General features: G+C 61.4%; 19 protein-coding genes. 8 read left to right on the top strand and 11 right to left on the bottom strand.

Annotated elements, in window-relative coordinates; all coding sequences use genetic code 11:
* The first annotated feature begins 8 nt into the window (after nucleotides 1–8).
* Together ACWHYV_RS15215 and ACWHYV_RS15210 are read left to right on the top strand one after the other, a co-directional pair.
* On the top strand, nucleotides 9–1,319 hold the full coding sequence (locus tag ACWHYV_RS15215; RefSeq protein WP_447977346.1) for a GAF domain-containing sensor histidine kinase: 1,311 nt from the start codon (nucleotides 9–11) through the stop codon (nucleotides 1,317–1,319).
* Between the two features lie 451 nt (nucleotides 1,320–1,770).
* Entirely contained in the window at nucleotides 1,771–2,274 is a 504-nt protein-coding gene (locus ACWHYV_RS15210) for a helix-turn-helix domain-containing protein (RefSeq protein ID WP_447977345.1), read from the top strand.
* 100 nt (nucleotides 2,275–2,374) lie between these two features.
* On the opposite strand, the gene ACWHYV_RS15205 is transcribed toward ACWHYV_RS15210, so the two are convergent.
* The 9 genes from ACWHYV_RS15205 to ACWHYV_RS15165 all read right to left on the bottom strand — a co-directional run bounded on the left by ACWHYV_RS15205 (nucleotide 2,375) and on the right by ACWHYV_RS15165 (nucleotide 12,640).
* On the bottom strand, nucleotides 2,375–3,043 hold the full coding sequence (locus ACWHYV_RS15205) for an ABC transporter ATP-binding protein (protein ID WP_447977344.1): 669 nt from the start codon (nucleotides 3,041–3,043) through the stop codon (nucleotides 2,375–2,377).
* Between the two features lie 84 nt (nucleotides 3,044–3,127).
* Nucleotides 3,128–4,441, bottom strand: a complete 1,314-nt coding sequence (locus tag ACWHYV_RS15200; protein WP_447977343.1) for an FtsX-like permease family protein — start codon at nucleotides 4,439–4,441, stop codon at nucleotides 3,128–3,130.
* Between the two features lie 5 nt (nucleotides 4,442–4,446).
* The gene (lysS, locus tag ACWHYV_RS15195; RefSeq protein WP_447977342.1) at nucleotides 4,447–5,928 is read right to left on the bottom strand and encodes a lysine--tRNA ligase; all 1,482 of its coding nucleotides are present in this window, start codon (nucleotides 5,926–5,928) and stop codon (nucleotides 4,447–4,449) included.
* 152 nt (nucleotides 5,929–6,080) lie between these two features.
* Entirely contained in the window at nucleotides 6,081–6,488 is a 408-nt protein-coding gene (locus ACWHYV_RS15190; RefSeq protein WP_447980732.1) for an endonuclease domain-containing protein, read from the bottom strand.
* Nucleotides 6,489–6,886: 398 nt separating this feature from the next.
* Nucleotides 6,887–8,027 (bottom strand): peptide chain release factor 2 gene (gene prfB, locus ACWHYV_RS15185; RefSeq protein WP_447977341.1). Its coding sequence is split into 2 segments (ribosomal slippage): nucleotides 6,887–7,957 and nucleotides 7,959–8,027, totalling 1,140 coding nucleotides; the frame shifts between segments, so codons are not numbered across the junction.
* 17 nt (nucleotides 8,028–8,044) lie between these two features.
* Nucleotides 8,045–9,661, bottom strand: a complete 1,617-nt coding sequence (gene lnt, locus ACWHYV_RS15180) for an apolipoprotein N-acyltransferase (RefSeq protein WP_447977340.1) — start codon at nucleotides 9,659–9,661, stop codon at nucleotides 8,045–8,047.
* Between the two features lie 275 nt (nucleotides 9,662–9,936).
* Nucleotides 9,937–11,295 (bottom strand): hypothetical protein, encoded by a 1,359-nt coding sequence (locus ACWHYV_RS15175; protein ID WP_447977339.1) that lies wholly within the window; start codon nucleotides 11,293–11,295, stop codon nucleotides 9,937–9,939.
* 34 nt (nucleotides 11,296–11,329) lie between these two features.
* Complete coding sequence (def, locus tag ACWHYV_RS15170; protein ID WP_447977338.1) at nucleotides 11,330–11,827, bottom strand: peptide deformylase; 498 nt, start codon at nucleotides 11,825–11,827, stop codon at nucleotides 11,330–11,332.
* A 264-nt stretch (nucleotides 11,828–12,091) separates the two neighbouring features.
* Nucleotides 12,092–12,640, bottom strand: coding sequence for a glycine cleavage system protein R (locus tag ACWHYV_RS15165; protein WP_447977337.1), 549 nt, complete (start codon nucleotides 12,638–12,640; stop codon nucleotides 12,092–12,094).
* 175 nt (nucleotides 12,641–12,815) lie between these two features.
* Here ACWHYV_RS15165 and ACWHYV_RS15160 point away from each other — a divergent pair, with 175 nt between their 5' ends.
* Complete coding sequence (locus tag ACWHYV_RS15160) at nucleotides 12,816–13,796, top strand: helix-turn-helix transcriptional regulator (RefSeq protein ID WP_447977336.1); 981 nt, start codon at nucleotides 12,816–12,818, stop codon at nucleotides 13,794–13,796.
* Nucleotides 13,797–13,896: 100 nt separating this feature from the next.
* On the opposite strand, the gene ACWHYV_RS15155 is transcribed toward ACWHYV_RS15160, so the two are convergent.
* Nucleotides 13,897–14,469: a hypothetical protein gene (locus tag ACWHYV_RS15155; protein WP_447977335.1), complete on the bottom strand. Its 573-nt coding sequence runs from the start codon at nucleotides 14,467–14,469 to the stop codon at nucleotides 13,897–13,899.
* Nucleotides 14,470–15,236: 767 nt separating this feature from the next.
* Between ACWHYV_RS15155 and cas3g the strand changes: the two genes are divergently transcribed.
* Genes cas3g through csb2 form a run of 4 tightly spaced genes read left to right on the top strand, consistent with a single transcriptional unit; the run spans nucleotide 15,237 to nucleotide 22,352 of the window.
* The gene (cas3g, locus tag ACWHYV_RS15150; RefSeq protein WP_447977334.1) at nucleotides 15,237–18,020 is read left to right on the top strand and encodes a type I-G CRISPR-associated helicase/endonuclease Cas3g; all 2,784 of its coding nucleotides are present in this window, start codon (nucleotides 15,237–15,239) and stop codon (nucleotides 18,018–18,020) included.
* Nucleotides 18,020–18,892, top strand: coding sequence for a type I-G CRISPR-associated protein Cas8g2 (cas8g2, locus tag ACWHYV_RS15145; RefSeq protein WP_447977333.1), 873 nt, complete (start codon nucleotides 18,020–18,022; stop codon nucleotides 18,890–18,892). The genes cas3g and cas8g2 overlap by 1 nt, the downstream gene beginning before the upstream one ends.
* On the top strand, nucleotides 18,889–20,145 hold the full coding sequence (cas7g, locus tag ACWHYV_RS15140) for a type I-G CRISPR-associated RAMP protein Csb1/Cas7g (protein WP_447977332.1): 1,257 nt from the start codon (nucleotides 18,889–18,891) through the stop codon (nucleotides 20,143–20,145). Before cas8g2 ends, cas7g begins: the two co-directional genes overlap by 4 nt.
* Nucleotides 20,146–20,150: 5 nt before the next feature.
* A complete protein-coding gene (gene csb2 / locus ACWHYV_RS15135) occupies nucleotides 20,151–22,352 on the top strand; it encodes a type I-G CRISPR-associated protein Csb2 (protein WP_447977331.1) in 2,202 nt (733 codons plus the stop codon).
* Between the two features lie 405 nt (nucleotides 22,353–22,757).
* Here the strand turns inward: csb2 and ACWHYV_RS15130 are convergent, their stop codons facing one another.
* Nucleotides 22,758–22,961, bottom strand: coding sequence for a type II toxin-antitoxin system HicB family antitoxin (locus ACWHYV_RS15130; RefSeq protein ID WP_447977330.1), 204 nt, complete (start codon nucleotides 22,959–22,961; stop codon nucleotides 22,758–22,760).
* A gap of 114 nt (nucleotides 22,962–23,075) precedes the next feature.
* Between ACWHYV_RS15130 and ACWHYV_RS15125 the strand changes: the two genes are divergently transcribed.
* On the top strand, nucleotides 23,076–23,501 hold the full coding sequence (locus tag ACWHYV_RS15125; protein ID WP_447977329.1) for a hypothetical protein: 426 nt from the start codon (nucleotides 23,076–23,078) through the stop codon (nucleotides 23,499–23,501).
* The last annotated feature ends 56 nt before the right edge of the window (nucleotides 23,502–23,557 follow it).

Below are 23,557 nucleotides of genomic sequence, written 5' to 3'. Positions count from 1 at the left end.
CGAGCACGATGGACAGGGTTGCCGAGACGACGACCAGCCAGGAGGTCGATCGTTTGCGGAAACGCTTGGCGCGCCGGGAGCGAGAGCTTGATGCGGCCCGGCGCATCAGCGAAAGTTTGTTCCAACACGTCACCGTCGACGCGCTGGTCGAGCGGGCGTTGTTGACCGCATTGGAAGTGGTCGATGCCGCGGCCGGCTCCGTCCTGCTGGCCGAGCCGGACACGAAGCAGCTCATCTTCCGCTATTCCGTGGGTGAACGCCCCGTTCCGCGGGGCACCGCCATTCCTTGGGAGCAGGGAATCGCAGGATCGGTCTTTCGCTCGCGGGAACCGATCATCATCACGGACGTCAAAACCGACACGCGTCACTGCCCCACGATCGACGCCCTCACGCAGTATACGACCCGTGACATGATCGCGCTGCCGTTGAAGCGCTGGGAGGGCGAACCGATCGGGGTCCTCGAGGTGCTCAACAAGCGCAACGGCCATCTGGATGACGAGGACGTCGCGATCTTGATGTTGATTTCCGCCTTTTCGGCGATCGCCATCGAAGAAGCACGTCTCTTCGAAGAGGCGAAGGTCGCCGAGGTGGTGCGGCTATTGGGCGATATCAGCCATGACGTCAAGAACATGCTCATGCCGGTGGTGATGGGGGCCGGGCTGCTGCGCGAGGAAATCACCGAGCTGTTTCAGCGCCTGCAGGAGAAGGAGGCGGACAAGGTCCAGTCGAGCTTCGAGCTGTGCAATGAAACGATCGATATGTTGAAGCAGGCGGCCAACAGGATCCAGGATCGGGTCAAAGAAATCGCCGATTGCGTGAAAGGCCTCATCGCGCCGCCGGATTTCGCGCCATGCCGGATCGACGAGATCGTGGCCAGCGTGATGCAAACCTTGCGGTGCATGGCTCAGGAGAAGGGCGTGAGCCTCCAGAGCGAGCGTTTGGAGACGCTTCCGACGGTGATCGGGGACGAACGGCGTCTGTTCAACGCCTTTTACAACCTCATCAACAATGCCATTCCCGAAGTGCCCTCGGGTGGATCGGTCACCGTGCGCGGGGAGCTCGATGGTGATCGCGATTGGCTGCTCTTGAGTGTTGCCGATACCGGTCGCGGGATGCCCCCGGAGATCCGCAACAGCCTGTTTACGACGCGAGCGATCAGCCGGAAACCGGGAGGCACGGGGCTCGGCACGAAGATCGTGAAAGACGTGGTCGATATTCATGGAGGGGAGATCTCGGTCGACAGTGAAGTCGACCGAGGGACGACCTTCCGGATCCGCTTGCCCCTCCAGCCGCGGGCTTCCCTCCCAACACACGCCTAGCCCTGCCTCCTCTGTCCGGGTAACGGCCCCTTCATGAGACTCTTGCAGGCACACGTTTGTGTGCGCCAAGCAAGGGGGACGCCGACAAACAGCCTCACGAGCGTAGGAAAAGAGCGCAAGCAGGGTAGAGGTGTCGGGAAAATTTACAGTAGGACTCGCAGCACTCTTACATTCTGCGGGCTTCGTAACCGTCCAATTTTGTTCGTATCGTTCCGTATCTCTAGATCCATTTGCCCCTAGAGCCCCTCCCACCTGTCGAAAATCTTTATAGGGTCGAATCTCGAAGGTATCGTGTCGGCTCGTGAAATCGAGCGCTTACTTCTGAGCAGGATTTTTGCTTGTTGAATACGTCAAGAATCGAGCATGAGCCGAAGTTGATTGTTGGAGTTTTGCATTGACCACGTCGGATGCCGGTGACCGTGGTGAGCCTACCTCGTCCTTGGATCGCGCCGTGATCGGCATAGATGAAACCGGACGGATCCGCTGGGCATCACGGCACGCGCGCCAGTTGCTGAAGAAGTATTGTGGATCCCTCGCGGAGGAGAGCTCCCTCCCTGACCGCCTTCAAAGTTGGTTGAGAAGTAAGGGGTCGAGCACGGTCGGCTATGGGATCCGGCCTGGAGCGCTTCCGCTCGCCATACGAAAAGGTTCGCGCCAGCTCGTGGTCTCCCACGTCCGAGAGTCTGGGCAACGGCTGTTGCTCTTGGAGGAAGGTCGCCTCAGCCCGGTCGTGCTGTCCGTGGACAGCCTTGGTCTCACCAAGCGTGAGATGGAAGTCCTGAGGTGGGTCGCCCAGGGAAAATCAAACGGCGACATCGGCATCATCCTGGAGTGCAGTGCGCGTACCGTCCAGAAGCATCTCGAGCGCATCTACATCAAGCTGGGAGTGGAAACCCGCACGGCCGCGGCGGCGCGCGCGCTCGAACTGATGTGGGCAAAGGCGGGGAACGTCTAGCTCAACGCTGCGCGGAATGTTGGCTCGTCAGACCCTTGATGCCGAGCCTACCTGGTTCGTCTGATCCTCGTTTTCTTGCTTCTTCCCTTCGCCCGCTGCCTTAGCCTTCCACGATCATCCCGTCTTCCATTCGGACGATCCGATCGGCCTGCGCGGAGAGCTTCTCGTTGTGGGTGACGATCACGAACGAGATGCCGCGCGACCGATTGAGCGAGCGCATGAGCTGGAACAAGGCCTCGCCGGTATGGGTATCGAGGTTCCCGGTCGGCTCGTCGGCGAGGACGAGATCGGGATGCTGGATCAAGGCGCGGGCGACGGCGACGCGCTGTTGCTCGCCACCGGAGAGCTCACCGGGCTTGTGATTGATTCGGTGCTCGAGCCCCACTTCCTTGAGCAGCGCCAGCGCCTCGCTGCGGGCGTCGACGGCCGGCCGGTTCTGAATGTACGCCGGCAGGCAGACGTTCTCGATTGCGGTGAATTCCGGCAGCAGGTGGTGGAATTGAAAGACGAAGCCGATCCGGCGGTTTCGAAAGTCCGCCTGCTTCTGATCCGAGAGCTGAAAAAGATCCTGCGCGTCGAAGAGCACGGTTCCGCTCGTCGGCCGATCGAGCGTGCCGAGGATGTGGAGCAGCGTGCTCTTGCCCGCCCCCGACGCCCCGACGATCGCGACCATCTCGCCGCGGGCGATCGTCAGATTGATGCCCTTCAAGACCGTCAGCTCGAGGCCTTCCATCTTGAAGGACTTGGTCAGGTTGATGACGTGGATCATGGTTTGTGAATCGTTATTCGTTACTCGGTAAGGAGCCCTGTCTTGAATTCACGTTTAACGTTGAACGTATAACGATTAACGAATCTACTCATACCGCAATGCCGCGGCCGGGTCCAACTTGGCCGCTTGATACGACGGGTACAGCGTCGCGGCGAAGCTGATCAGGATCGCCGAGAAGGCGACCAGGAACACGTCGATCGCCTGGACGTGCACCGGGATCCGTGAAATGTAGTAGACCGTCGGATCGAACGTCCAGTAGTTCTGAATCAGCCAGAGAAAGGTGTAGCCGAGCGGGATCCCGATGACGGTGCCGGTGAGCCCGATGATGAGGCCGTTGAGCATGAAGATCCGCATGATGGCCTTGCGCGTCGCTCCCATCGCTTTGAGGATCGCGATCTCCCGTTGCTTTTCCGTGACGATCATGGTCAGCGTGCTCACGATGTTGAAGGACGCGACCAGCGTGATCAGCACCAGCAGCAGGAACATCATGGTCTTCTCCAGCTTGAGCGCGGAGAACAGATTGCGGTTGAGCTGCATCCAATCGCGCGCCCAAAAGGGGAAGCCCAAGGCCCGTTCGATGTCCCGCGCAATGTCGGCCGCCTGAAAGATCTCGTCGACCTTGACCTCGATGCCCGTCACCGTCTCGTTCATGTTGAAGAACTTCTGCGCCTCGGCCAGGCTGATGTACGCCAAGGACGAGTCGTACTCGAACATCCCGGATTCGAAGATGGCCACGACGGTGAAGGTGCGGATCTTCGGCGTCATGCCCATCGCGCTGATCGGCCCGACCGGGGACACCACGTTCACGGTGTCGCCGACGAAGGCGCCGAGCCGTAGGGCCAATTCCTTGCCGAGCACGATGCCCGGGTGCTTGCGGGTGCCGGCGACGGCGGACTCTCCCTCCTTCGGCTTCGCGGCCGCGGGTTCGGCCCCCTGGCTGTCGAGCCGGTCGGCGGGCGCGATCCCCTCCGGGTTGGCCAGATCCTCGAGACTGCCGCGTTTGACGTTCTTGCCGAGCTCCGTCACCCGGACTTCCTTTTGTGGATCGATGCCGCGCAGGACGATCCCTTGCACGGCCGATGACGAGGTGAGCAGCACCTGCCGGAGCACGAACGGCGTCGCCGCGACGACGTGGGGCACCGTCTCCACGTGCTTGACGAGCTCCTCATAGCCGGCCATGCCGTCGCGCGTGCGGTCTTGGACCACGATGTGCGACGTCGTGCCGAGGATCTTGGCTTGGATGTCTTCCTTGAAGCCGGTCATGATCCCGAGCGTGCCGATCAAGGCGGCCACGCCGAGCGTGATCCCCGCGACCGAGACGAAGGTGTTGAGCGAAATGGTGCGATGGCGGCGTTTGGCGCGCAGGTAGCGGAGCCCGACGAATATTTCGTACGGCACCGCCACTATTTTTCCGGGCGCAACTGCGGGAAGAGGATCACGTCCCGGATGGAGGCTTGGTTGGTGAAGAGCATGACCAGGCGGTCGATGCCGATGCCTTCGCCGGCGGTCGGCGGCATGCCGTATTCCAGCGCGCGGAGGAAGTCCTCGTCGAGATAGTGCGCCTCCTCGTCGCCGGCCTCCCGCTGGGCCGCCTGGGCCTCGAAGCGCCGCCGTTGATCGAGCGGGTCGTTCAGCTCGGAGAAGGCATTGGCGATCTCGCGGGTGGCGATGTACAGCTCGAAGCGGTCGGTGAGCGTCGGGTCCGAATCCTTCCGGCGCGCGAGCGGAGAGAGCTCGGTCGGGAAGTCGGTGATGAAGGTCGGCTGCACCAATTGCGGCTCGACCGTTTCTTCGAAGATCGTATTGAGAATCTGAACGTGCCCGGCCTTGGGGTCGACCTCGATGCGGAGCCGCTTGGCGGCGTCGAGCGCGGCGTCGCGGTCCTTGAGCACCGCCGCGTCCAGCCGGTTCACCTCGAGCAGGGCTTGAAAATACGACCAGCGGCGCCACGGCCGTTCGAAGCTGATCATCTGGCCTTGGTACTCGAACGTGGTCTTGCCGAGGACCTCCTGCGCCAGTTGGGTCAGCATGTCCTCGGTCAGCTCGATCAGGTCGTTGTAGTCCGCGTATGCTTGATAGAACTCGAGCATCGTGAACTCGGGGTTGTGGATCGTCGAGATGCCCTCGTTCCGAAAGTTCCGGTTGATCTCGAACACGCGGGGGAAGCCGCCGACGATGAGCCGCTTCAGATAGAGCTCCGGCGCGATCCGCAAGTAGAGGTCGATCCCGAGCGCGTTGTGATGCGTGGTGAAGGGCCTGGCCGTCGCCCCGCCGGGGATCGGCTGCATCATCGGCGTTTCGACCTCGAGGAAGCCTTTGTCGGTGAGGTAGCGGCGGATGCCGGCGATGATGCGGCTCCGCGTCCGGAAGATCTCATGGACCTCGGGATTGGCGATGAGGTCCACGTAGCGCTGCCGGTAACGCGTTTCCACGTCCGTCAGGCCGTGCCATTTCTCCGGGAGGGGCCGAAGCGCCTTGGAGAGGAACGTGAGCTGACGGGCCTCGACCGTGAACTCGTTCGTCTTGGTGCGAAAGAGGATGCCCGTGACGCCGATCCAGTCGCCGAGGTCCAACTCCTCGGCCAGCTTGTGTTGCTGCTCGCCCAGCAGGTCCTTCTTCAAGTACACCTGCAGGCGGTCCGAGCCGTCCTGGAGGACGGCGAAGGCGGCCTTGCCGAAGCGCCGGAGACCGACGATGCGGCCGGCGATCGTACAGGGAATCTTCTCTTGCTCGAGGACCTCTTTCGACTTGTGGCCGTGCAGGCGGAGCAGGTCCCCGGCACGATCCTTCACCTCGAAGCGCGTCCCGTGCGGCGAGATGCCCATGGCGCGCAGCGTGTCGAGTTTTTTGAGTCGCTGTATCCGTTGGTCGTTCAGGTCGTCCATAATTTTTAGGTCCCCCTTATACGGAGGGGGATGATCGTGGCGTCACCTTTCCAATCAGAACCTCGTCTCTCATCAGAATCTCGTCGCGAGATCGGGGAATACTACCCCTCCCACCTCCCCTTACTAAGGGGAGGAAAGAGAAACCAACCCTCCTACACGAGAAACCAAGAAACCGACCCCTTACAAGAGATACCAACCCCTTTACAAAGGGGCGGTGGGAGTATTCCCCTCCTTTGTAAGGAGGGGCTAGGGGAGGTAGGGTCTGTTCTCAATCTCCCGAGCAGATCTTCAAGAACTCCATCCAAGTTGGTCATCACGTCCTGATTTGAGTATCGAACCACTTCAAGACCTAACGATCGAAGATATCGATCTCTCTCTTCATCCGAGGTCATCTGCGGTTGCTCGGCATGGCTCTCGCCATCGATCTCAACGACGAGCAACTTCTCCGGACAATAAAAATCGACGATATAAGGACCAATCCCATGCTGCCGGCGAAACTTTAACGCGTTGAGCTGTCGGCCACGGAGTCTGAGCCACAGTCGCCTTTCTGGCTCCGTCATCTCACGCCGGAGCAGGCGTTTCAGCGGTAAATTCGTCCGATCACCTTGTTTTGCTCGCGGCATGGCCTTGCGGTGCAAGAAGCTCTCTACCCCTCTCTACCCCTCCTACCTCCCCTTGCAAAGGGGAGGAAAGAGAGGCCAACCCCTACAAGAGAAAGCGCCCCTTACAAGAGAGACCGACCCTTTCCAGAGGGGAGGAAAGAGAAACCGACCTTCTACAAGAGAAACCAAGAAACGCTTACAAGAGAAACCGCCCCTTACAAGAGAAACCGGCCCCTTACAAAGGGGAGGAAAGAAACCGACATTTTCCCCTCCTTTGCGAGGAAAGAACCAACATTTTTCCCCTCCTTTGTAAGGAGGGGTGAGGGGAGGTAGGGGCGGCTTCCTGTTCCTCGGCATTAGTCTTTCGAAGCCGACTGTTTCTGGTCGACCGCTTCCTTTCCGAGCTGCTTCTTCTTCAAATATGCTTCGATGAACTCGTCGATGTCCCCGTTCATCACTGCATCAACCTGGCCCACTTCGACGCCCGTGCGGTGATCCTTCACCATTTGATACGGCTGAAAGACGTACGAGCGGATCTGACTGCCCCACGCGATGTCCTTTTTCTCGCCGACGATCGCGTTGAACTCGGCTTCCTTCTTCTGCTGCTCCAGCTCATAGAGCCGGGCTTTCAAAATCTTCATCGCGCCCATCCGGTTCTGGAGCTGCGAGCGCTCGTTTTGGCATTGGACGACGATGCCGGTCGGGAGGTGGGTGATGCGGATGGCGGTTTCCACCTTGTTCACGTTCTGGCCGCCCGCGCCGCCGGATCGGAACGTGTCGATCCTCAAGTCCTTCTCGTCGACCGCCACTTCCACATCGTCCTCCAACTCGGGATAGACGAAGACCGACGCGAATGAGGTGTGGCGTCGCTTGTTCGCGTCGAAGGGCGAGATGCGGACCAGGCGATGCACGCCGGCTTCCGCCTTGAGATAGCCGTAGGCGTAGGGTCCGTTGACGGCGAGGGTCACGCTCTTGATCCCCGCTTCATCGCCCGGCTGCAGGTCGAGTGTGTCGATCTTATAGCCTTTTCGCTCGGCCCACCGCACGTACATGCGGAGCAGCATTTGGGCCCAGTCTTGAGACTCCGTTCCTCCGGCCCCCGGGTGAATGGCAAGAATGGCGTTGGTGTTGTCCAGCTCGCCGGAGAGCAACAGCTCGATCCGCCACTGCTCGACCGCGGCTTCGACCTTGGCCAGCTCGCCGGTCAACTCCTGTTCCAGCCCCGCGTCCCCGCTCTCCTCCGCCAGCTCGACCATGGCGCGCAGATCGCCGTAGGCACGCTCGAGGTCGGCCAGGCGTTGGATGTTTCGCTCGATCGCGGCCTTTTTCCGGCTCAGGCGGGCGGCGGCGTGCGGGTCCTTCCAGAAGTCCGGGTGGGAGGTCTCTTGCTCGAGATGCTCGAGATCCGAGGTCAGTTTGGGGAGGTCAAAGATGCCTCCGTAACTCGCTGACCTGTTCACCGATCGTCGTCACTCGTCCGCGCAATTCGTCCAGCATGATTTCCTTCGTCGTGGTTACGTCGTGGCTCCAACTACGAGCGGCTGCGGCTCGCTGCCCCCGGTTCGCCACCAGGCGGCCAGGAGAAAAAGTCCGCCGATTATAGCACAGCCATACGCAAACACATCACCATGCCGGCTGTAAAAGGTCGGCGCATTCTTGGCCGGAATCCGTCCCGTCATCGCCTGCTCGGTGAAGATGGGCGAGGCCTGAAGGATGCGTCCATACGGATCGATGAAGCCCGACACGCCGGTGTTCGCCGCCCGTGCGAACGCCACGTGATTCTCGATCGCCCGGAACACCACCATCCCGAAATGCTGGTAGGGGGCCGCGGAGTCCCCGAACCAGGCGTCGTTCGTGATCGTGACCATGAAGTCCGCGCCGTCCCGCACGAACTCGCGGACGAGATCGGGAAAGATGACTTCGAAGCAGATGACGACGCCGAATTTGGCCGGCGGGGCCGAACCCGGCTCCGAGGAAGGGAGCGCCAGGACCGTCGGCACGGTACCGGCTTCGAAGTCGCCGATCCCTTCGACGAGCTTGTCGAGAAAAAAGAGCACCTGCCTGAGCGGAATGTATTCTCCGAACGGGACGAGATGCCGCTTGTCGTAGCGCCCGAGAATCTGCCCGTCCGGCGAGAACAGATACGCGCTGTTCAAGAGATAGGGGCGGCCGTCCGCGTAATAGCGCAGGGCCGGGCTGCCGAACAGCAGCGGGCTTCCGTATTGCCGGACCAACGACTCGATCTCGACCCGATAGCGCACCTCCTGTTCGAACAAGAACGGCGTCGCCGCTTCCGGCCAAATGATCAGGTCGGCCTGATCGGCCGCTTGCCCGGTCAAGCGCCGGTAGCGGTCCAAGGTGTCGCGGCGGTAAGCGGCGTCCCACTTGTGGGCCTGATCGATGTTCGGCTGAACGAGCCCGATCGCCAGGCGAGGGGCGGTGCCGGAGAGTGAACCGAGCTGGACCTCGCCGTACGCCACGGCGGTGGCCAGGGCGACGACGGCGAACACCGGAGTCAGCCAGGGGAGCGGGGCCGGCGGATGCCGGAGCGACAGGACGCGGGTCCGTCGCGCCATCCCCCAGAGGACGAGCTCGGCGATGGCGGCATTGACCAGCACGACGAGAAAGCTGACCCCGTAGACCCCGGTGACGTCGGCGATCTGCGCGACCGGCAACCATTGGTATTGCGAGTAGCCGAGAAGCGCCCAGGGAAGGCCGGAAAAGAGATACGTCCGGATCAGCTCCAGCGCCACCCAGAGGAACGGGGCGGCCACGAAGGCGGAGCTCGGAAGGGTACGGCGCAGCCAGGCAATGGCCGCCGTGTAGACCGCGAGGTAGAGCCCGAGGTACGCCGCGAGGAGGGCGAGCGCCAGATAGCTCCACACCAGCGGCATCTTTCCATAGTGGTGCATCGCCGTCACGACCCAGGCCATCGTGCCCGCGAACGCCATGAACCCCCCGAGCCATCCGAATCGGAAGGCGCGGCGAGGCGCAAGATCAGCCGTCGCCAGATGGAGTGGAACGAGGACCACCCAGGCGAGGACCCCAAGATCGACGTTGGGGAAGCAGAAGGGGTAGAGGAGGCCCGTAAGCAGAGAGAGGCCGAGCGGGCGGAGCGAGCGTCGACGCATCACGGCTACCTTAGCGAAACCCCTGAGGCCGTTGCAACGGCCTCAAGGCAGGCCGGTGGAGTGCGCGTCTCACCGCTTACATGAGTTGGCCGGGCCGGTACTATAGAAGGCAGCCCGGCGGCCCTGTTCAAAGACAAGGAGTCCGGAAACTCAGGATGTTCAAAAAGGCCATCCAGCGCGGCCGCAGCGAGCGAAGGCCCGAGGCGTACCTTTGCGGTACGTTGAGGTCCTGAGCGACGCGAGAACAAAGCTGGAGGCCTTTTTCAACATCCTGCCTACCGGCCTGCATGCCACCGACACTCATGCTCCTGTTGCGTCTCGCTCAGGGCCCCGGGGCGATAGTACCGGTCGTAAAACGCGGGATCGAGGTGATGCGCTTGATAGGCGAGGATGGTCCGAAACGGACCGCTGTAGGCCGGAAAGCGCCCGTAGCGACGGTAGACGTACTCGCAATAAGCAATCGTCGCCGCGATGGCTCGGTCGGAATAGCGAGGAATGCCGGCTTGAATGGCTGACCCATCTTTCCATCCCGTGGCGACCCCGCCGTCGCGAAAGGTGCCGCTGCCCGGCGCATACTTGGACTCCACGAACGACAACACCGCCTCTTCCATCGTCCGGTAGTAGGGCGGGCAATACGGCCGGATCAACACCGATCCCGCCTGTTCCAGGCCGACCGCGGTCGGGACCGGGACATCTTTCCCCAAGAGCTTCAACAGCCCCTTGGTCAAGGGGCCGGCCCCGATCGTCCGGGAAAAGGGCAGCGGGTCGAGGCGAAAGCCCAACGCCGTGAACCAGCTAAAGGGGTGGGCGGCGAAATGGGGAAAGCCGCCGAGCCCGAGCGCTTGAGTCATGAGCCCCAGGTTCTGGAGGATTCCGCCCTGTTCGATCGCCGCGAACTCGTACAGCCAGGTTTCAAAGAAGCCGATCGTCGCGACCAGGCCGTCTCGCGGATCGTCGGAGAGATGGCCGCCGCGCGAGCGGGCGAATGCGCCGATCCCGGCCGGTCGGAAGCCGCGGCGCTCATCGACGATGAAGTACCCGAACTCCTCGCTGAAGGCGGCGAGGAGGACATTGATATAGTCGGCGCTGAACTCGTTGACCGGCAAAAAGTACGTGGTGCCGGGTACGTTGGCCGACCATTTGTTGAACGAGGGGACGAACGGCTCCCGCCGCGGGACATCGAGGCGACGATCCGCAATCCGGATGCGGCTGCGCTCGTACAGATCGACGAACCGTCCAGCCCGGGCATCCTCGATGAGGCCGGGGATTTCGGATGAAGGGAAGTCCTGCGGCCTCTTGACCATCCACACGCCGTCATCGTTGATGACGAACACGATGACGTAGTGAAGCGCATGGCCGCTGGCGACCGTGCGGCCGATGAAGCGGATCATGATGTTGCCGCCGCCCGCCTTGTCGATCGGATCGGTGGCATAGGGGAGCTCGGCCAAGGCATAGCCGGTGATCCCGCAGGCGGCGAAGGTCAAGGCCGCTTCTTCCTCGAGACTCAAGGGCTGAGGCGGCTGTGTGCTCCGATAGGCCAGGGGTCCGCTCTTGAGCGCCATCCCTTTCGCAAACCGGCGGCTGCGCCGCTCGAGCAAGGCCGACAGCAGGGGGTACGTCCGTAGCTGGTCCATGATGACACCTCTCTGCTCGTACACTACGGAAGGATCAGCGGATTGGTTTTCTTCGAAACAGGTCGGTGCTGAGGGACTGAATGCGATCGAGGAAGAGCCGACCGTTCAAGTGATCCACCTCGTGCTGGAACGCGAGCGCTTCGAATCCGTGCGTGACGAGCGTGGCGGGTTGGCCCTCCGGCGTCGTCCCTTCGACCACGGTTTCCTCATAGCGGAGGACGTTCCCGGTGTAGTCCGGCACGCTGAGACATCCCTCGCGAATGATCCGCGGTCCCGACTGATCGATGATCCGTGGATTCAGCAGGATGACGAGGCCATGGCCGGTCTCGCCTTTCTTGCGCGCGACATCGACGACGATGATCTGGAGCAAGGACCCGATTTGTGGAGCCGCGAGCGCGACGCCCGGAGAGGCCTGAAGAGTGTCGAGCATGTCCTGGATCACCGCGGCGACCACAGGATCACCAGGGACTACCGGCGCGGCGCACTGTTTGAGCAGCGGATCGGGATACAGCAGGATGGGGCGGACGGACACGGGGCTCAGGAAGAAGGTTGAGGTTGAGGTTTAGGTTGAGGGCACAAGAAAGGCTAAGGCTGGAAGAGAGGTTGAGGCTAAGGTTGAGGTTGAGGGGCGGTCGGGAGCGGTACTCGGATGAGTAGAAACGGCGGACGGCTGTGTTCTCATTTCTCTACCTCCAAGCTCCTTCGGCAATCTTCGTTTTGGCCTTCACCTGAACCTAGACCTTCTTCTTGTCTTCCAGCCTTCACCTCAACCTTAGCCTCAACCTCAACCTCTCCTCTACAGTCTGACCTGCTCGAGGGCGCGAAACGTGAGATCGACGCCGAGCGCGGGTTTCAAGTCTTCGAGCGCGGCCTGCAGCGGCTCGGGAGAAACACCGGGCGCCAACTGAATCTCCAGGATCATGATGTAGACCGGCCGGTCCTCCGCCCCGACGACCCGTGTGTTCACGTCGGTAATGTTCCCGCCTTGATCGGCCACCACGCGCGCCACTCGCGCGACGATCCCCGGATGATCGGCCCCGTAGACGGACAGGATGAACAGCGGAAGGTCCGGTTCAGGAGAGCGGCGGGCGGCCCCGGCCGGGAGATCCCGACAGACGACGGTCAAGCCCAAGGGGGCGATGAAGGGGGCCAAGCGGCCTTCCACCTGTTCGGCGCGGAGCCCTTCAGGCAGCCTGACCGTGACCATCATCGTAAATTCGCCCCGCAGCCTAGTCATAGAGGTGTCTTCGAGATTGCAGCCGAGCTGGTAGAGCCCTTCCGCCAGCCCCGCCACGATGCCGGGCCGATCACGACCGAAAGCCGTGAGAATCGCATATTGAGCCATGGAATGAGCCGTGTGTGACGGGGCGGTCTTTCGAGCCTGCGCCGCTACTATGCGCGGCGCGGGAAGGATTATCAAGTCGTGCTTCGGGGTCCCGATCGGTCCAATCGGCCCTAGTGGCCCTCTTGTCAGCCTAGGTGAAAGCCGCTATTCTGCCGCCCTCATCCCGAGGTTTCCCATGCCTCGCAACGATCAGGTGACCCGCCAATGGCATGTGCTCCACCTCCTTGGAACCGCTCGTGGGCTGACACTCGATGAGTTGATGCAAGCGCTGCCGCCCGATTACCCCAGGCACCCGCGGACCCTCCGCCGAGATCTCGACGCGCTGGAGATGGCAGGCTTCCCATTGGTGAATGAACGGGTGGACGGGCGCGTGCGATGGCGGCTGATGGATGGATTCCGAAAGATCCCGGCCCTGAACTTCTCACCGACCGAGTTGATGGCGCTGCTCCTGGGCCGTCACCTGCTGAAGCCGTTGGAGGGAACGCACATTCATGCTGCCCTGGACTCCGCGCTGAACAAGGCGGCAGCCGTCCTGCCGGCCGCGGGGCATGACTACGTGCAGCAACTGCAGGGCGTCCTGACGGTCGGGATCGGACCGCACAAGGTCTATCGCCAGCACCGGGAGAACATCGATCGTCTGACGCACGCGATTGCGCAGACGAAGACCGTGCAGCTTCGCTATTTCTCGGCGTCCCGCGGCCGGCTGAGCCGGCGGGAGGTCGATCCGTACCGCCTCTGGTATGCCTCCGGCGGCCTCTATCTCGTGGCCTACTGCCACCTTCGTCGCGACGTGCGCATGTTCGCGGTCGAGCGGATTCGGTCGGTCACCCTCACGGACCATCCCTATCAGATGCCGCTGGGATTCGATCTCGAGGCCTATGTGCAGGATGCGTTGACGGTGATGCGGGGACCACGAGTCGACGTGGAGCTGCTGTTCAAGAAGGAGACGGCCGCGTGGGCGCGTGATCGCGTCTGGCACCCCAGCCAGCAGCTCACCCAATTGAAGGATGGAAGGCTGCGGATGACGCTCGCGGTCGCCGATTCCCGCGAGCTCGTCGGGTGGGTCTTGAGCTTTGGGAGCGGCGTGCGCGTCGTGCAGCCGGAATCACTGCGCCGGGTGGTTGAAACCGAAGCCAAAAAGATTCTCGAGTCGTAATCTGCCCGCACCCAGGAGGCAACCATGCGCCAACCCAGGCAGACGCGAAGCGGAAGATCTCGGCAGGTTTGTTGGAGGAAACGGAGGAGCCGAGAGCTTATCACCTAGGCTCGGCCGCTTGGAGGACGTACGTGAGTTCTCCGTGAAGGCCCAGGCGGTCGGCCCAATCCCAAAGGTAGGTCAGATCGAGCTGGAGATGCGGATTTTTGATGATGCCCAGTGCGTCCTCGAAGTCATGGGGGCGGCTTGCCTTCAGCTTCATCACAATCAAATCTTCAGCGCTGCACACCCAGAGCGACATGCCAAAGAGGCGGAGACTTTGCCGGCGGGCCAGAGCCGACTCCTCCTGAGCGTCGGCCGAGAAAAGGAGATCGAGGGGAATGCCCGGATAGGCCCGATGGCCGAAGCGCAGCACGCGGTCTTTGGCCATGGGGTTCCGCTCAATCCATGTGGTGTCCGACTCGAACCCTTGAGATACGAGAGATTGGATCAGGGCAGTCTTGTCCCTTTCGCGAGACATCACGAGCAGGTCGATATCTTGCGTCGCACGAATTCGGCCCCACGCGTTCACAGCCAATGCCCCAACGAGGCAATACAGCGGCGGTGGTTGCGGCAGCGCCTCGATGATTGTTCGCAGGTAAGCCGAGAGCGGACCCTGCTCAGTCGGTGGCACAGTTGTCTCGCTGTTCCATCCGGGTGCCGGGGGCCGGGTCGTTCTGGCGGAAGGGGTTCTCGAAAGGAGCGCGTGGCGGGAGAGGGCCAGAGCCGAGGGCCGCGGCGCACGCGGCAGAAAATTGAAGCATGGCATCAGAGAGCTCGCAGGCCAAGAGAATCCCCTCTTCCGGGGTGGGGGGGTAATCGTCTGGAGAGATCTGCTGCGCGGACACATGGAGCTTCCGCAGCCAGATCGGCGGATTGAGCGGGTCAAGAGCCATAGGGGGATGGTACAGAAACGTGGAGAGAAAAACCACTCGATGTCGCGGGACCTCGGATGTCACACGTGGCTCTCGCTCCTTACCCGATTTCCGAACGGAAGTCGTCGTTCCTTTTCGGGAAGACGCCCGGCCAAAAGTTTCAGGAGTCCCGTGACCCCGGTTGTCACACCACTGCAGTAAGGTCGTGGGCCAGATGGAAGGTTGGGAGTGATGAAAGACGATCAAAATTTTGAGCAATGGTTCGAGAAAGCGACGGCGTGCAAGCCCTATCCTTTTCAGATTCGTTTCGCCTGCGAGCCGTCGTTGCTCCAAAAATCCCTCGCGCCTGGTCAGAGAGGGCAAGGGTCAGGGAGGCTCGGGCGGCGTGGGCCTTTTGTGAAATATGCCAATAGGCCTCGGCAAAATTGGGGTGGCGGTGCGGGGGGCTGTGGCGACGGCGGAGTCCAGGCGCTCATAGTCTGAGCGGGAGCAGTGCAATGCACATCGATTGGTCTTGGAGTGAAAGATGAGCGTGGCAGAGGGAACATCTCAGGATGTTGCTAAGCTGTGGCTGCGACACGCACTCGGCCTTACCGCTGGGGAATCACCTTTCCCCTGGCAGGAAGAACTTCTCCACCGGATGCTCAACGGCGGAATCCCGGAGGCTGTCGACATCCCCACTGGTCTAGGGAAAACTGCCGCTATGGCCATCTGGCTCGTGGCCCGCGCGTGTGGCGCCAAGCTGCCGCGGCGGCTTGTGTATGTGGTTGATCGGCGCGCCGTCGTGGACCAAGCGACGGACGTTGCGTTGGGACTGCGAGAATTCGTCGATGGCGACCCGGACATAAAGAGGGCCCTTGGCTTCCGCGAGGACCAATGGCTACCGATTTCCACGCTCCGCGGTCAGTACGTCGACAACCGCGAGTGGCTCGATGATCCCGCCGCACCCGCGCTTATCGTAGGCACGGTGGATATGATCGGCTCGCGCCTGCTGTTTGAGGGCTATGGCGTATCGAGGAAGATGCGTCCATACCATGCAGGACTTCTCGGTGCGGATACCCTGATCGTCCTCGATGAAGCCCACCTCGTGCCACCGTTCGAGCACCTGCTGCGAACCATTGCGACTGAGCCGGCCTTTCGGCCGTGCGAGGAGTCCAGCATGCCGGGCGTCCCGCCGTTCAAATTACTCTCGCTGTCCGCGACGGGCCGCACGCGGAGCGCCGATGTGTTCGGATTGACGGATGCGGATTTCGAGTGCCAGCTCGTTAAGAAGCGGTTGAACGCGAAGAAATCGCTGCATATCGAACCGCTCGACGGGGAGACCAAGCTGGAGGAAGCGCTGGCGAAGCAGGCCTGGGCACTCACGGACAACGGGAACAAGGCGGTCCGCGTGCTCGTGTATTCAGATAGCCGGAAGATCGCACAGAAGGCCAAGGAGGTCGTGGAAAAGCTCGCGAAGGGGAACAAAGAGGCGGGTACGCCCGCCCTCCAGATCGAAACAGAGTTATTCGTCGGCGGCCGCCGAGTGTTCGAGCGCGAGCAAGCGAAGGAGCGGCTGAGGGATCTCGGTTTCATCGCCGGATACAAAAGCGAGCGCACTCGCCCCGTGTTTCTTTTCGCCACGTCAGCGGGGGAGGTCGGCGTCGATCTCGACGCGGATCATATGGTCTGCGACCTCGTCGCCTGGGAGCGGATGGTCCAGCGCCTGGGCCGCGTGAATCGGCGCGGCGACGGGGATTCGATCGTCATGGTTTGCGTGGGGCCGAAGCCTGCACCGAGTAAGAAGGAACAGGAAGCGATCGAGAAAGAACAACGCCGCCACCAGTTGGACAAGAAAGAACGCGAGTTCGTCGAGGCGTACCAGAAGAAACTCGGCGAATGGGAGAACCGGCAGAAACCGCTTGAGCAACTTCGCAAGAAGAACGATGGAAGTCTCGACGCAAGCCCGGCTGCCCTGCAGGATCTCAAGACGCGCGCCACGAACGACACCGACTTGCAGAGGATTCTTGATGATGCGACTTCGCCCGAACCGCTCCGGCCGGCGCTGACGCGTCCCCTCGTCGAGGCCTGGTCCATGACCTCGCTCGACCAGCATCCTGGGCGGCCCGCCATACAGCCGTGGCTGCGCGGCTGGATAGAAGATGAGCCACAGACGGTGGTCGTCTGGCGGACGCATCTTCCTGTTCGCAAGGGTGGCGGGACACCCCGTAAGCAAGAGATTGAAGCCTTCTTCGAGGCGGTGCCCCCGCACACGAGCGAGCTTCTGGAGACCGAGACATTCCGCGTCGTCGAGTGGATCGCCGCTCGCGCCGAGAGCGTGTGGAAGCAGCCGGCGGACCAGGAGACGGCCACGAACCGGCCTCGTCTACATGGGCAAGACGTCGTGGTGTTCGTCCTCGATCCAGATGGAAGCTTAAGGAAGACTCTCAGCCTTGCGGAGCTCAAGTCGCCTGAAGACAAGAAGCTGAAGGGTGCCACCCTGGTCGTCGATGCGCGACTGGGAGGACTGAAGAATGGGCTGCTGGACGAGAATGTACCAACACCTCCGAAAACGGCGGACGACAACGACTGGCTCGGCGAGGGCGTGGTCGGGTTCCGGGTGCGAAGCGTCGAGGCGTCTGCGGCATTCACGCGAGACAGGAATTGGCGCGAGCGCTTCCGATTCGCATCGGACGTGACAGAGGACGGCGAGGCGAGTCGCTGGCTCCTCGTCGAGAAGTGGCGCCACGATGCCGCGACCGAGGAAGACCGCTCGGCTGCCAACCCTCAGCTTCTGGACGAGCATGAGTGCTGGGCCGAGGAGTGCGCTCGTCGTTTGGCAGAGGCGCTAAGACTCGAAGAGGAAGGAGAAAATCTTCTCGCCCTCGCGGCGCGCTTGCACGACGAGGGCAAACGCGCCGAACGCTGGCAGCGCGCCTTCAATGCTCTGAAAAACGGTATCTATGGCAAAACCGAGGGCCCGATCAACTACCGCCTGCTCGACGGCTACCGACACGAGCTCGGATCGCTCCTTCGCATCGAGGATGACGAGCGCGTCAAGAAGCTTTGCCCTGAGCAGCACGACCTGTTGCTGCACGTGATCGCCGCACACCACGGCTTCGCAAGGCCTGTGATCAACACAAGCGGCTGCGACGATAAGCCGCCTTCTATGCTCGAGGAGAAAGCCGTCGAGATCGCCCTGCGCTTCGCTCGCCTGCAAGGTCGTTGGGGACCATGGGGACTCGCCTGGTGGGAGGCACTCCTGCGGGCTGCGGATCAGCAGGCGTCACGCGACAACGACGCACGCGCCGCCAACGGAGGAGGTGCCTGATGGCACAAGCCTCGATCCCTGTGGATCTCTTCAACCCCGGACAGGTCTTCGCCTGCTTGGGTTTTCTCGAGGCGGCGGACATCTTGCTCGGGAACGCGCAAGGCAGTTTTGAATGGGCACAGTCTGGCGACTTTTTCAAGTTGCGTGCAAATGGGGATACAAATCCTGTTCAAGCGGTCTTGTCATTCTTGAGAACTGCCGACGTGAAGTGGTTTAGTCCTTGCGATGATCTCAAAGAGAGGGATGGTGGTGAAACGGAGGTTCTCCCAGGACTAGCGGCCTCCGGCGATCCGAAGAGCTCGGACTTACCCGGAGTCTTTCGTGGTCAGCACGGTAGCGTGGAGCGTGAAATCCCATTCGGCTATTGGGCAGATGGCTCCGGACGGTTTGCAACGACATTCAAGAAATCGACGAACGGTGCCTCGTCACACATCCGTCTCAAGAATGCCTTGGACGCAATACGGCGGCTCAACCGAGCGCAGGCAGAGTCGGATCCTCTCAACCAGGACGCTCGAACGGAATCGCTGTTTCGGCTTGATCCTCGAGGGAGTGTCGATCCAATTCACGGGGGATTCTCTCCCGATACTCTACGCAAGGGGGCGAAAGGCGGTCTCGACATGAGGGTGGCCACATACCCTCTTTGTGAGCTATTGGCGATCCTTGGATTGGAGCACGCCAGGCCTGAGCGCCTAGACTCGAATCACTTCGCATACAACGTCTGGGATCGTGTGTTGCCTCCTATGCTAGCACGTGCCGCCATTGGTGGATGTCTCGTGTACGGTCGAGTGCGACGCTTCGTCGTTGAGCATGTGGAGGTCACGAAAATGGGTGACAGGAAAATGAGCCACATAACCGAGGAGCTAACAACATGACACACGAAATCTATCAATTTGATGACTGGGCCACAAATGCAGCCGGCCCAGTGGCCCTGCGCCTGACGCAGAAGCTCCTGCCCGTCGAGGAAAGCGGCATCATCTTCCCGCCGACGTACGCCGACATCGGCTACGACATCGACACGCTTTCGGACGGCACGCGCGTCGCGACGATCGACAGTGTCGGCTCGCAGGCCAATCGCCTGGAGCCGATTTTCAAGTCGGAGTCGAAGGACCACAAAGAGTGGCTCGTGCCGCAGATCGAGATTGTCATCCGCCGCGAGGATTGTGGCGAATGCGAGGCATGCAAGAACAACGCGGAGACTGGTGAAACCAAGAAAGCAAAAAAGGAGGCGTGCAAGCAGCCGCGCGCGGTGACGCGCTCGCTGCTCGATCTGGCACACCGTGCCGCGGATGCAGTCGTGCAGTCCTCGCCCGAGCTTCTGAAGCTCATCGGGCCGGCTTTCAAGAAACTCCAGCGGGGCGACGCAAGCCTTCTTTGTGCCATCGCCCCGACCTCGCTCGTGTTCGGTGTCTGGGACTCGCGTGGTGACACGGGTGAGAAGCGCCCCCGGCTCGTGCGCTCAATCATCCGGGCCTGGGATGTGGAACCGCTGCATGCAGCAGCGCAGTTCAACTCGCTGTGGAAGCTGTTGGATGACGAGCAGCAAGGAGCGCTGACCAAGGAAGCCAAGGACAAGAAAGTGAAGCTGTCGGAAAAGGGCCTAGCTGACGCGCCTGGTGTATTCCGGCCCAAGATCAAGGCTCCGCAATATCTGAACGGGTCTCCTAATCCTGAAGCGCGCATCCTCGGGGGCGTTCTCGTCAAGGGCCGGATCGAGCGTGAGGTGACGGTGAACCTTGTCGCGCTGCGCGGCCTGCGGGGCGCGAATGGTGACGAGACCGCCGCAATCTGGAAGTACCTGCTCGGCCTCTCGCTCGTGGCGGCGACCGCCGACATTGAGCTATTCCTCCGAGAGGGCTGCCTGCTCCGCTACGCCGAGAACGGAGACCAGTGGTACCAGGTGGCGCGGCGGGGCGAGCCCACGGCGATCACCTTGGACGCCGCTACAGTGAAGAACTATGCGACGGGTACAGTTGGCCTATTCCGCTCGAAGTGGCCCGAGGTGTTCAAAGATAAATGGCCCAAGGACTCACAGCAATCGCCCGCGCTGAAGTACGAGTTCGACCTCGCAGAGGCGAAGAAACTGCTCGCGAAGAAGACCGCAGAGGAAGAATTGGTTCCGGAGTAGCAGTCATGAGCGCACTGGTTATCCACGTTCGCCTACACGACGGACGCTATCACGGTAAGGGCGACTGGCCACCATCGCCCGCGCGTCTCTTCCAGGCGCTCGTCGCAGGGGCAGGGATTAGTGGCCCGATCGAGCATACCGAACGAGAAGCGCTCGCGTGGCTCGAAAGACAGGGCGCTCCGATTATCGGTGCGCCACGCGCTTGGCAGCCTCGTCGTAGTGTCCTGTTCTATATGCCGAACAACGACAGTGACAGCATCGGGGGTGACGCAGCGCAGATAGCAAAGATCCGGACTGCCACCAAAGTTTTCCGGTCTTACTTCTTCGATTCTTCCATCCCGTTCGTGTTCGCGTGGTCAGTGGGACAAGTGCCTGACGATGAGAATAACGCGAAGGTGATCCAATCCCTTGCCGAGCGTCTTTATCAGTTCGGTCGCGGCATCGACATGGCCTGGGCTTGGGGCGAGGTGCTCAATGACAGCGAGTTCGACGAATTATTGGCAGCGTACCAGGGCCAGGTCTTCCGGCCATCGGCGAGCAACAGCGGGTTCGCGCTTGCTTGCCCAGGCGGGGGCTCACTCGAGAGTATCGAGCGCCGATACCAGGCTCAAAGCCGGCGATTCCGCTACGAGCAACGTGGCAAATCCGTGAAGATAGTCTTTCGACAGCCTCCGAAGCCTCGGTTCCAGACAGTCGCCTATGACAGTCCTCCCGCTCATCAGCTTTACGAGCTTCGTGAGCCGACGGCCGAGGGGAAGTTCGCTCCGTGGACCTTGGAACGCGTCTACACTCTCATTGCACGGCTGCGCGACAGCGCGGTGGAGCGGCTTAAGCGCGCGATGCCCGCGCGTACGACGGAGATCGAGCGAGTACTTGTCGGCCGCAAGCCCGACGGCATGAACGGCGGGCCGCCCGAGCACCGGGTGCGGATCGTCCCGTTCCCCTCCATCGGCCACCTCCACGCCGACCGCGATATCCGGCGCGTGCTGATCGAGGTACCGCCCAACTGCCCGCTCCGGCCAGGTGACGTGCACTGGGCGTTCTCCGGCCTCGACGTCGTCGGTCTGGCGACCAGCGACTTGCATGTTGTCTTGACCCCTGCGGACGACTCGAGCTTCCTCCATCACTACGGCGTGAGTGACGAAGGACGCCACCGGGTGTGGCGCACGGTAACGCCGGCCGCACTCCCTGAGGGCGCCCGCCGCCGGCGGATCGACCCTGCGCACCAGCGCGACGAAGCGAAGGCAGGACGTGAACGCGCCACGGAACAGGTACGGGCAGCGGCCGCGGTCTGCCAGGCGCTCCGGCACGCCGGGGTGAGAGAAGCCGTGGAAAGCATTCGCGTGCAGCGTGAGCCCTTCGAAGGGAACGGGGCGCGGGTCGAAGCATTCGCCGACAGCACTCGATTTGACAAACACCGCCTTTGGCACGTCGAGATCGCCTTCGCGGCACCGCTTCGAGGACCTCTCGTTATCGGCGATGGTCGGTTCCTCGGCTTGGGAGTGATGGCACCGGTACCGACTGTTCCAGTGAGCCATACGTTCGTGGTCGAGTCGGGACTTGTGAAAACGCCAGGTCCCATCGAATTGGCGCGCGCCTTTCGCCGAGCGGTGATGGCCAGAGTGCAGACGGTGCTCGGAGATACGGTAGTCTTGCCCCCGTTCTTTACGGGACACGAGAGCAATGGAGCACCCGCTCGATCAGAGAGCGATCCGCATCTCTTCTTTCTGTTCGTGCCGTGCTCATCGCGACTGATGGTTATTTCGCCGCATATCGTTGAGCGGCGAGAGCCGAAAGAGGCAGAACGGAAACACTTGCATGTATTGGATAAGGCGCTGTCCGGATTTTGTGAGTTGCGAGCCGGTTCCATTGGATGCCTAAGCCTACGAGCCATCTCCATTGATCCCGATATGGATCCGCTCTTTGCTGTCTCGCGGGTATGGGAAAGTGTGACCCCTTATTCGGTTACACGCCACATGAAACAGGGCAGTGCGGCCGAGGCGCTATCCGCCGACCTCTGTTCAGAGTGCTTCCGTCGCGGCCTTCCCAGGCCAGTGGTCATACCGGGCGAGCTATGTGGCATACCCGGAACAGGTTTGAGTGGTCTCGCTCGCTTGGCTTTTCCCGTACCAGTTCAGGGGCCTCTGATTTTGGGAAGAAACCGCTATCTTGGCGGTGGTTTGTTTGTCGGGAGACCTCGCGAGTAGCGCTCTGGTACGATGCGCCTAATTGCTATGGTGTCGTCTTATTATAGTGACTGGTCGGTGACGACGACGAGCCCGTCAGGAGCGTTCCGGTTGACCTTTCTCGCTCCTGTTCGCGGGCCGATCACTCTCGGTTGTCAAGCCACTTCGGCCTGGGACAGTTCGTGCCAGCGGATAGTGTGAGGCGCGACCGTAAGGCGTAAAAGGGATGCGACAGTCATGAAGTATGAGTGTGAAGCGTTGATGTGGCCGTTACAGATCTTGCGCTGTCCGTGTCACGAGTGGGGTATAGATCGAAAAGGAGACGGTGCTGTGGGGATGACGACTTCGACGGCGATGCCGACTGAGCCGGGTTGGAAAGTTTGAGGGCTCTCACGACACGTTCGTGAGAGACCTGAGGGAGCTTGGTCATACGCTGACTTCGACGGTCCTCAGCTTCTTGAGGCGTTTGAGCTCCTCGATGCTTTCGAGGTACGTCTTGATGGCATCTTTGATGTTTTCCAAGGCTTCTTCTTCAGTCTCACCTTGGGAGACGCATCCCTTTAAGGTTGGGCAAGACACCACATACCCGCCGGCTTCGAGATCCTGTTCTATGATGATTGGATATTCCATGTGCACCTCACCCAGGCTTCTAGTGGGAAGCAGTATAACAGAGTGATGGAGATATGTGAGCAAGAGGAAGAGAAGATCACATCGGGAGTTGCAAGCGCGATCTGGAGGTGGCCTATGCGCACGGTGATCGTCCTATTCATTGTCTTGCTTCCCCTGACCGTTCACGCCGAGTATTTGGGTGACCTCAGCGCAAATCCATTCAACCCCGACTCCCTGGCGAATCCGTTTGGCGCCGGATCGCCGTTTGCTCTGAACAGCCCCGCCAACCCATTCGGCCCGTTCGGCAGCCCGTTCAGCAATCGGTCGGCCACGAACCCCTTTGCGACTCATGCGCCGCGGCTCTACGATCAGGAGGGAAACTACCGGGGCAAGTTGAGCACGAACCCATACGACCCTGATTCCATCAGCAACCCGTTCGGCCGTTACGGCAGTCCCTTCTCGCCGGAGAGTGTGAACAATCCATTTGGTGCTGGGAATCCGTTTCGGCACGGCAGTCCGACCAATCCATTCGGGTCGGGCTGGATCATCATCGGGGAATAAGGAGGACGCGGCTCCCAGGGATTGAGCTCTGTTGCTTCTTGCTCTTTGACAACTGA

The organism is Candidatus Nitrospira bockiana (genome assembly GCF_965152565.1).
The sequence above is the reverse complement of the archived record's forward strand: the minus strand, read 5'-3'. Positions and strand labels throughout refer to the sequence as shown.